Consider the following 8168-nt stretch of genomic DNA (forward strand, 5'->3'; position numbering starts at 1 on the left):
GGATAGCAAGAAGGCAGCAGCGCGATGCCCGAAGACGGGGCCTCCCGGCCGTGAGGGAGCCAAAGCTCAATTGGAACTATAGGCAAGTAAAGCTCCCAGGATTAGAGGAAGTATGAAAGGATAGCTTGGTTACCTAACCCAAACGCTAGCAGGAGCTGCGCACACTGCTAGGTCTACAAACTATATGCAGAGATAGATTTCTCCTAACGTCGAAATGGCAAATGTGAAACTATAGGATTTCTTGAGGCAGCTCGAAATGAAAAGATGAAGCTTTAACTTAAACCGGAATCTCCCCTACCCAGTCTGCGGCTTCTTTGTAAGTTATAAACTGCCTTACCTGTATGTTACCAATGTAGATCGGTTCAGCGCGTTTTACGAACTGTTCGAATTTGGCATGACTGCCAGTGTCTTCGCCGCCAATGCGGGCCAGCTTTAGTAAGTTAGATGCTGCCAGCGCAGGCACAAACTCCTGAAGTGTCCACTTTTCGTCTTCCTGCGAGATGTCGCCTAATCTAGAGGAATCTGCTATCCAGTTTTGGATATCTTTTTCGCGTAACTGCTCAAGCAACAGGTTATTTCCTTCGCGGTATTCTTCGGTGGTAACGGGGCGTAGCCAATCGCTGTACATCAGGTGTATGGTGGTATCTACCCAAAGCAGAAGGTAACTGTTTTCGAATTCGAACATGCGGCTGCTGTTATTTCAGGACTAATATAGTAATATTCCTACCACTTTAAAGGTTTCTCCTGAAATACGAAAACAATATTATAAAGTAACTTAGAAATAAAGCTTTATGCTACTGCCAGATGCTCTTGCAACGGCTTATCTTGCTGGTAGCTTAAAAGGATCAGCATAGTGGCCAGATTTACTTTATACTTCTGATGATCTGTTTCGAGTTCGGACCAGGAGGAAAAGATGCGCCAGGTTGATTGGTTACTGAACGCTTCATACTCTGTGGGGGTAATATTGCGCTGGAAAAAAGCAGATAGTTCCAGGTCTTCTTCGGGCATGGGTATCCGGATGGTATCGGATGTGCAGTTGACCACACCTATTACTTCGGCTGGCTTATCGTTTAAAGAGGGCAGGTAAAAATAACATACCTGCGGCAACTGATCAGGATTGGTTTGATGTAGCATAACACAGTCGATAAGTATAACCTTTAAGCCCTCTCTAAGCCAGTCAAAAATTCTTCAGATAAGTCCAAAAAATATTCAATCTCCCTAAAGGCATTTATTACATGCTACCATATACTTACAACTTTTAAAAGTGTTTTAAGCATTGCAAAAGTTCTATAAACAATACAATTTAATATTATTCAAGTAATGCTATATTCTAAATAGAGGTATAAGCAAACAGGTGATATACATCATCTTCAGATGTTGTTATTATTTCGTAAATTTGCAGCTATAGTTTTTAATCTTAATCAAGAACGATTATGGGAATGTATCCTGAATATATGGTTGCCCCTATCCGCGAAGATTTAACGTCTGCGGGTTTTGAGCAATTAATGACTCCTGAAGAAGTAGAGCAAGCACTTTCTACAAAAGAAGGAACTGTATTAGTGGCTATTAACTCTGTTTGTGGTTGTGCGGCATCTAAGGCGCGTCCTGCCCTTAAAATGGCTGTAGCAGCTGCCGACCAGAAGCCGGATAAAATGATTACAGTGTTTGCAGGCATGGAAGCTGATGCCGTTGCGAAAGCACGTGAGTACATGCTGCCTTACCCGCCGTCGTCACCATCTATAGCGCTGTTTAAAAATGGTGAGCTGGTACACATGATTGAGCGTTACCACATCGAAGGTAATGAGCTTAACCGCATCGTGGATAACCTGAAAGGCGCGTTCGAAGCTTATTGCTAAGTTTAGCCCAGTGTTTAAAACAGAAAAGGCCGGTTGCATTAACCGGCCTTTTCTGTTTTTATAGTTCAAACTATAGCTTTATACTGTTGCCTGGCGCAGGTCAAAGCCAATATCACGACGGTAATAGCGGCCCTGCCAGGTTATAGTTTCGGCAGCTGCATTTGCTTTTTCCAGTGCTTCGTCCATGGTATCGCCGAGGGCAGTTACAGCTATTACGCGGCCGCCGCTGCTCACCAGTTTATCATGTACCTGCTTGGTACCGGCATGAAAGACCAATACATCCGAACTTACGTTATCTAAACCCAAAATCTCTTTCCCTTTCTCAAACCCTTCCGGATAACCGCCCGATACTAAAAATACCGTAGCTGCTGTACGAGGGTCAATTTCCAGCTTATAGCTGCCCAAGGTATGGTCGTGCAATGCCTTAAACAGCTCAAACAAATCTGATTTGATGCGCGGAAGTATAGCTTCTGTTTCCGGGTCGCCGAGGCGCACGTTATATTCTATCACATAAGGCTCGTTGTTTACCTTTATCAGGCCAATAAACAGAAAGCCGCTGTACTCTAATCCCTCCTGCTGCATACCAGCTATAGTTGGCTCAATAACGCGCTCTTTTACCTTTTGCATAAATACCTCATCGGCAAAAGGCACCGGCGAAATAGCCCCCATACCGCCCGTATTCAGGCCGGCATCGCCTTCGCCTATGCGTTTATAGTCTTTAGCTTCCGGCAGCAACACATACTCTTTACCATCCGTCAATATAAACACCGACACTTCTATCCCTTCCAGAAACTCCTCAATCACGACTTTAGAGCCGGCTTTACCAAAACGCTTGTTGCGCAGCATATTTTCCAGGGCATCCAGGGCATGCTCAAAATCAGGCGAAATGATAACACCTTTGCCGGCAGCCAGGCCATCGGCTTTAAGCACTACAGGGTAACTATGGTCGCGCAGGTAGGCTACAGCATCGCGGTAAGTATCTTCGGTAAAGGTCTGGTAGCGGGCAGTAGGGATGTTATATTTCTGCAGAAATGCTTTGCAAAAGTCTTTGCTACCCTCCAGCATGGCACCGGCTTTCTTAGGGCCAATAACCAGTATGTGGCGCAGGTATTCTTTCTCCTGGAAATAATCGTGCATGCCTTCAACCAACGAGTTTTCCTGGCCTACAACCAGCATCATAATATTAAAGTCGGTAGCAAACTTGGCTACTTCTTCAAAATTATGGATGTCGACACTGGCGTAGGTGCCAAACTCCATGGTGCCGGCGTTGCCAGGGGCTACAAATACGTCGTCGCAATATTCGCTCTGGCTCAGTTTCCAGGCAAGGGCATGTTCACGGGCTCCGGATCCAATTATCAGTACATTCATAGTTTAATTGCTAATTGCTGGTTGTTGATTGCTATACTATGCGATGCGAAGTTATAAATTTATAGTTGCGCGTGCAGCACAAACTATAGTTTTATAGTTGGCTGGTTTATAGTTTACTTTAAAACAAAAAGGCCGCTGTAAAAACAACGGCCTTCATTTATACTTGTTCGAAGCAATAATCAGCTTTCTGTAACCAACATTTTAGTTTGCATACTCACTCAGGAATTTAATGCGCATAAGGCGCAGGTCCTCTTCGGTATAATCGTCAGTACCCAGTTCTTTAAGTGCTATAGCAATGTTGTCGGTGCTGGCGTTCATAAAGTAATCGTAGATCTCCTCCTGGCGGTCCTCATCCAATACATTATTAATGTAGTAGTTCAGGTTAAGTTTGGTGCCCGAGTAGCAGATGTGCTCAATTTCTTCGATCAGTTCCTGCATGGTCAGGTCTTTAGAAGCGGCTATCTCTTCCAGGTCAACTTTCTTATCTATCTGCTGAATGATGTAGATCTTGATCTTGGATTTGTTGACCGTTGTTTTCACCACCACATCGGCAGCTGTTACAATGTCATTCTCCTCTACATACTTGGTTATCATGTCCAGGAACGGCTTTCCGAACTTCTGTACTTTGCCCATACCCACGCCGGCAATGTGCGCCAGGTCTTCTTTAGTAGTTGGGTAAACAGTGGCCATCTCTTTTAACGATGGGTCCTGAAACAGTACGTAAGGCGGTAATCCTTTTTCCTTGGCCAGCTTCTTGCGCAGGTTTTTAAGTAGGTCGAAAAGCACTTCATCGTGGCCAGCTTGCGCCTGCGTTTCTTCTTTCTCTTCGTCTTCTTTTACTTCCTGCTCATAGTTGTGGTCTTTGGTCAGTTCTATGGGCTGCGGGTTAACTATAAAGTTGCGGCCTTTATCGGTCAGCTTCACCACACCAAAGTTCTCAATATCCTTTTCCAGGTATTCTGATAACAGCACCTGGCGCAGCACCGAGCTCCAGAACTGTACATCTTGCTCTTTACCAATGCCAAAAACTTCCAGGCTATCGTGCTCGTAGCTGCTTACATGCTGGTTACGCAGGCCGGTAAGTACAGCCGTAATATGTTCTATAGTAAAGCGCTCGCCTGTTTGCTCCACCGCTTTCAGGGCATTCACCACTTCGTTCTGGGCCTGGAAACGCTCTTTCGGGTGCAAACAGTTATCGCAGAAACCACAGTCTTTTTCGTACGCTTCGCCAAAGTAGTGCAGCAACTGCTTACGACGGCAAACTGCAGAATCAGCATAAGCCGCCATTTCTTGCAGTAATAGTTTTGAGTTGTCGCGCTCGGTTACCGGCTTGTCTTTGTTAAATTTCTCCAGCTTAATGATGTCGTCGTAACTATAGAACATGAGGCAGTTGCCTTCCAGACCATCACGACCAGCGCGGCCGGTTTCCTGGTAATAGCCTTCTATTGATTTTGGTGTATCGTAGTGAATTACAAAACGCACATCCGGCTTATCAATACCCATACCGAAAGCTATAGTTGCCACAATCACGTCGCAGTCTTCGTTCAGGAAAGCATCCTGGTTAGCCATACGTACGCTGGCATCCAGGCCGGCATGGTAAGGCAGGGCTTTTACATCGTTTACACGCAGCAGCTCGGCAATTTCTTCTACTTTTTTGCGGCTCAGGCAGTAAACTACGCCACTCTTGCCTTTATTTTTCTTTACATACTGTATCAGCTGCTTCTTGGTCTTGTGCTTAGGGCGTACCTCGTAGTACAAGTTGGTACGGTTAAACGACGACTTGAAAACAGAAGCTTCATCCATCTGTAGGTTTCGCTGTATATCGAGCTGCACTTTTGGGGTAGCAGTAGCGGTAAGCGCAATAATTGGCAGGTTGCCTATCTGATCTATAATGCCACGGATACGGCGGTACTCCGGACGGAAATCGTGGCCCCACTCCGAGATACAGTGCGCTTCATCGATAGCTACAAACGAGATGTTAGAGCTGCGCAGGAATTCTATAGTTTCTTCCTTGGTAAGCGACTCTGGTGCCACATACAACAACTTTACCTCCCCGGCCAGTGTTTCCTTCTTTACCTTGTTTATCTCAGACTTGGATAATGTAGAGTTAAGGAAATGCGCATTTACGCCAAAGGCATTCAGCTGGTCTACCTGGTTTTTCATCAGGGCGATGAGCGGCGAGATAACAATGGCCGTGCCCGGTAACGATAATGCAGGCAGTTGATAGCACAACGACTTGCCGGCGCCTGTAGGCATAATCACAAAGGTGTTCTTCCCGTTGATAATATTGTTTATTATCAGCTCCTGATTTCCTCTGAATTGATTATACCCAAAAACTTCCTTTAATTTGTTCTTGAGATTGACCTCTGTAATAGACATGTAATTCCTGCAAAAAATAAGTAAGGTTGCAACGTACTCAAATAAGTGTACATTAACACAAATTTAACTTGAATCTAATTAATAATATAACTCAAATAGCAAAAAAAGTCTTACTATCTGAGGCGGAAGCTATCGCCAGACTGGCAGATTTTATCGACGAAGACTTTCAGAATTGCGTCGAAGCTATACTGAACATGAAAGGCCGCGTGGTAGTAACGGGTATTGGCAAAAGCGCAAACATCGCCTCCAAAATCGTAGCTACCTTAAACTCAACCGGTACGCCTGCTATTTTTATGCACGCTGCCGATGCCATACACGGCGACCTGGGCATGATCCAGCCCGAAGACTTTGTGATCTGCATCTCTAAAAGTGGAAATACACCCGAGATAAAAGTTTTAGTTCCGTTACTAAAGCGTAAAGGTTCTAAACTGGCAGCCATGGTATCCAGTATAGATTCGTACCTGGCCGAGAGCGCTGACTATGTGCTGAATGCCAATGTAGAGCGCGAAGCCTGCCCGAATAACCTGGCCCCAACTACCAGCACTACTGCTGCCCTTGCCCTAGGCGATGCGCTAGCCGTTTGTTTACTGGAAGCCCGTGGTTTCAGCAGCGCCGATTTTGCACGCCTGCACCCAGGTGGCTCGCTTGGCAAACGTTTATACTTAAAAGTAGAAGACATCTACAAGCAGAACCAGGCCCCTAAGGTTACAGAGAACGCCACGCTACGCCAGGTTATTATAGAAATATCTTCTAAAAGACTGGGTGCTACGGCCGTAGTAAAAGAAAATACCGATGAACTGGTTGGGATTATAACCGATGGCGACCTTCGCCGTATGTTGGACAAATATGAATCAACAGAAGGTATAATTGCCACTGATATCATGACTGCTTCTCCGCTAACTATAGAACCGGACCAATACGCTGCCGAAGCGATGGCCATTATGCAGGAGAAAAATATAACTCAATTAATCGTAACCGACTCCGGAAAATTTGAAGGCTTTGTGCACCTGCACGACCTCCTGAAAGAAGGACTTGTATAAACAAACACCCATGAACAACAACACCTATGTGGTGATAATGGCGGGCGGCATTGGTAGCCGCTTCTGGCCATTCAGCCGTACCAACTACCCGAAGCAGTTTCATGATGTGCTGGGTATAGGCGAAACCATGCTTCAGATGACGATGAAGCGCTTTGAGCAGATTTGCCCTACCGAGAATATTTTTATAGTTACCAACAAAGACTACCAGCAACTGGTAAAAGAGCAGCTGCCACAACTCAGCGATAACCAGATCCTGTTGGAGCCTGTCGGGCGTAATACAGCCCCTTGTATAGCGTATGCGTCTTACAAAATAGCTCAGATAAACCCGAACGCCAACCTGGTAGTAGCCCCATCAGACCACGTTGTGCTGAAACAGGAAGCGTTTAACCAGGTTATAAACACTGCTATAGAAGCAGCTGCTGCTGACAATGTACTGATAACACTGGGTATTACGCCAAGCCGCCCTGATACGGGTTATGGCTACATCCAGTTTATTGCAGATGGCGACCAGCCTATAAAGAAGGTTAAGACATTTACCGAAAAGCCGAACCTGGAGCTTGCTCAGATGTTTTTGAACAGCGGCGACTTTGTGTGGAACTCCGGCATTTTTATCTGGAACGTGCAAAGTATTCTTGGCGCTTTCCGACAGCACCTGTCAGAAGTATCAGAGATATTCGAGGAAGGCAGCGCTAAGTATAACACAGCTGAAGAATCAAACTTTATAGTGAAAGCCTACTCGCATTGCCGTAACATCTCTATCGACTATGGCATTATGGAGAAGGTGGACAATGTGTACGTGGTTCTCAGCGATATCGGCTGGTCTGACCTGGGCACCTGGAATTCGCTTTATACAATCAGCGACAAAGATGAACAGGCAAATGTAATAGATGGTGATGTGATGCTATATGACACGAAGAATTGCATTATAAAAACTCCTAAAGACCGCTTGGTTGTGCTACAAGGTTTAGAAGGTTACATTATCGCCGAACACGACAATGTGCTAATGATCTGTAAGCTGGAAGAGGAGCAGAAAGTGAAAGATTTTACAGCTGACGCCAAGTATAAAAAAGGCCAGAACTATATTTAAACTATAGTTTACCAACTATGGAAAGAGCTGAAACGGTCATCGTTTCAGCTCTTTTTTGTTTTTGGTTAGGTTTTAATTAGACGCTCTGAGGTTTTTCAAACGTTCGGAGGTCATTTCTGCCTTTGCTATAGTTGGAGTTATATTATTGTAGTTGCTGTTTTACCTCACCCCAGCCATCTCCTTTTAAAGAAGGGTTCTACCCCAAAACAGGAGGGGGAATTTTTTACCTACTACTTCATTTGTCATCCTGAAAGGATCTTGTGGGAAGATGAATTAAGCCTTCGCTATAACACACCCCTGCCCCTCTCAAGAGGCAGGGTCGTTAAGTTCTAATGTATTTAGCCATCAGTGTTATTTTGTTGGCAAAAGCTGTGATCGCATCCTTCATAGAGTGGAAGCTACATTTTCTGGCGATGTTCAAGGCTATATTTTTCAATA

7 protein-coding genes are annotated in these 8168 nt (G+C 45.0%); 3 read left to right on the forward strand and 4 right to left on the reverse strand.

All coding sequences use genetic code 11. The features are described 5' to 3' along the window. Positions 1-277: 277 nt before the first annotated feature. Both GWO68_RS17555 and GWO68_RS17560 read right to left on the reverse strand, forming a co-directional pair. A complete protein-coding gene (locus tag GWO68_RS17555; protein WP_162347786.1) occupies positions 278-685 on the reverse strand; it encodes a hypothetical protein in 408 nt (135 codons plus the stop codon). A gap of 104 nt (positions 686-789) precedes the next feature. Then, the gene (locus GWO68_RS17560; protein ID WP_162347787.1) at positions 790-1134 is read right to left on the reverse strand and encodes a hypothetical protein; all 345 of its coding nucleotides are present in this window, start codon (positions 1132-1134) and stop codon (positions 790-792) included. Between the two features lie 305 nt (positions 1135-1439). Between GWO68_RS17560 and GWO68_RS17565 the strand changes: the two genes are divergently transcribed. Then, positions 1440-1856 carry a BrxA/BrxB family bacilliredoxin gene (locus tag GWO68_RS17565; RefSeq protein ID WP_162347792.1) on the forward strand — a complete coding sequence of 139 codons (417 nt, stop codon included), beginning with the start codon at positions 1440-1442 and terminating at the stop codon, positions 1854-1856. A gap of 78 nt (positions 1857-1934) precedes the next feature. On the opposite strand, the gene purD is transcribed toward GWO68_RS17565, so the two are convergent. Continuing rightward, positions 1935-3224, reverse strand: coding sequence for a phosphoribosylamine--glycine ligase (purD, locus tag GWO68_RS17570; protein ID WP_162347788.1), 1290 nt, complete (start codon positions 3222-3224; stop codon positions 1935-1937). A gap of 201 nt (positions 3225-3425) precedes the next feature. Then, on the reverse strand, positions 3426-5603 hold the full coding sequence (gene recQ, locus GWO68_RS17575; protein WP_162347789.1) for a DNA helicase RecQ: 2178 nt from the start codon (positions 5601-5603) through the stop codon (positions 3426-3428). Between the two features lie 68 nt (positions 5604-5671). On the opposite strand from recQ, the gene GWO68_RS17580 reads away from it, so the two are divergent. Both GWO68_RS17580 and GWO68_RS17585 read left to right on the forward strand, forming a co-directional pair. Beyond that, the gene (locus tag GWO68_RS17580) at positions 5672-6643 is read left to right on the forward strand and encodes a KpsF/GutQ family sugar-phosphate isomerase (RefSeq protein ID WP_162347790.1); all 972 of its coding nucleotides are present in this window, start codon (positions 5672-5674) and stop codon (positions 6641-6643) included. A gap of 10 nt (positions 6644-6653) precedes the next feature. Then, positions 6654-7730 carry a mannose-1-phosphate guanylyltransferase gene (locus tag GWO68_RS17585; protein ID WP_162347791.1) on the forward strand — a complete coding sequence of 359 codons (1077 nt, stop codon included), beginning with the start codon at positions 6654-6656 and terminating at the stop codon, positions 7728-7730. Positions 7731-8168 lie beyond the last annotated feature (438 nt).

It is taken from the genome of Pontibacter fetidus, assembly GCF_010119545.1.
Classification (GTDB): Bacteria; Bacteroidota; Bacteroidia; order Cytophagales; family Hymenobacteraceae; genus Pontibacter; species Pontibacter fetidus.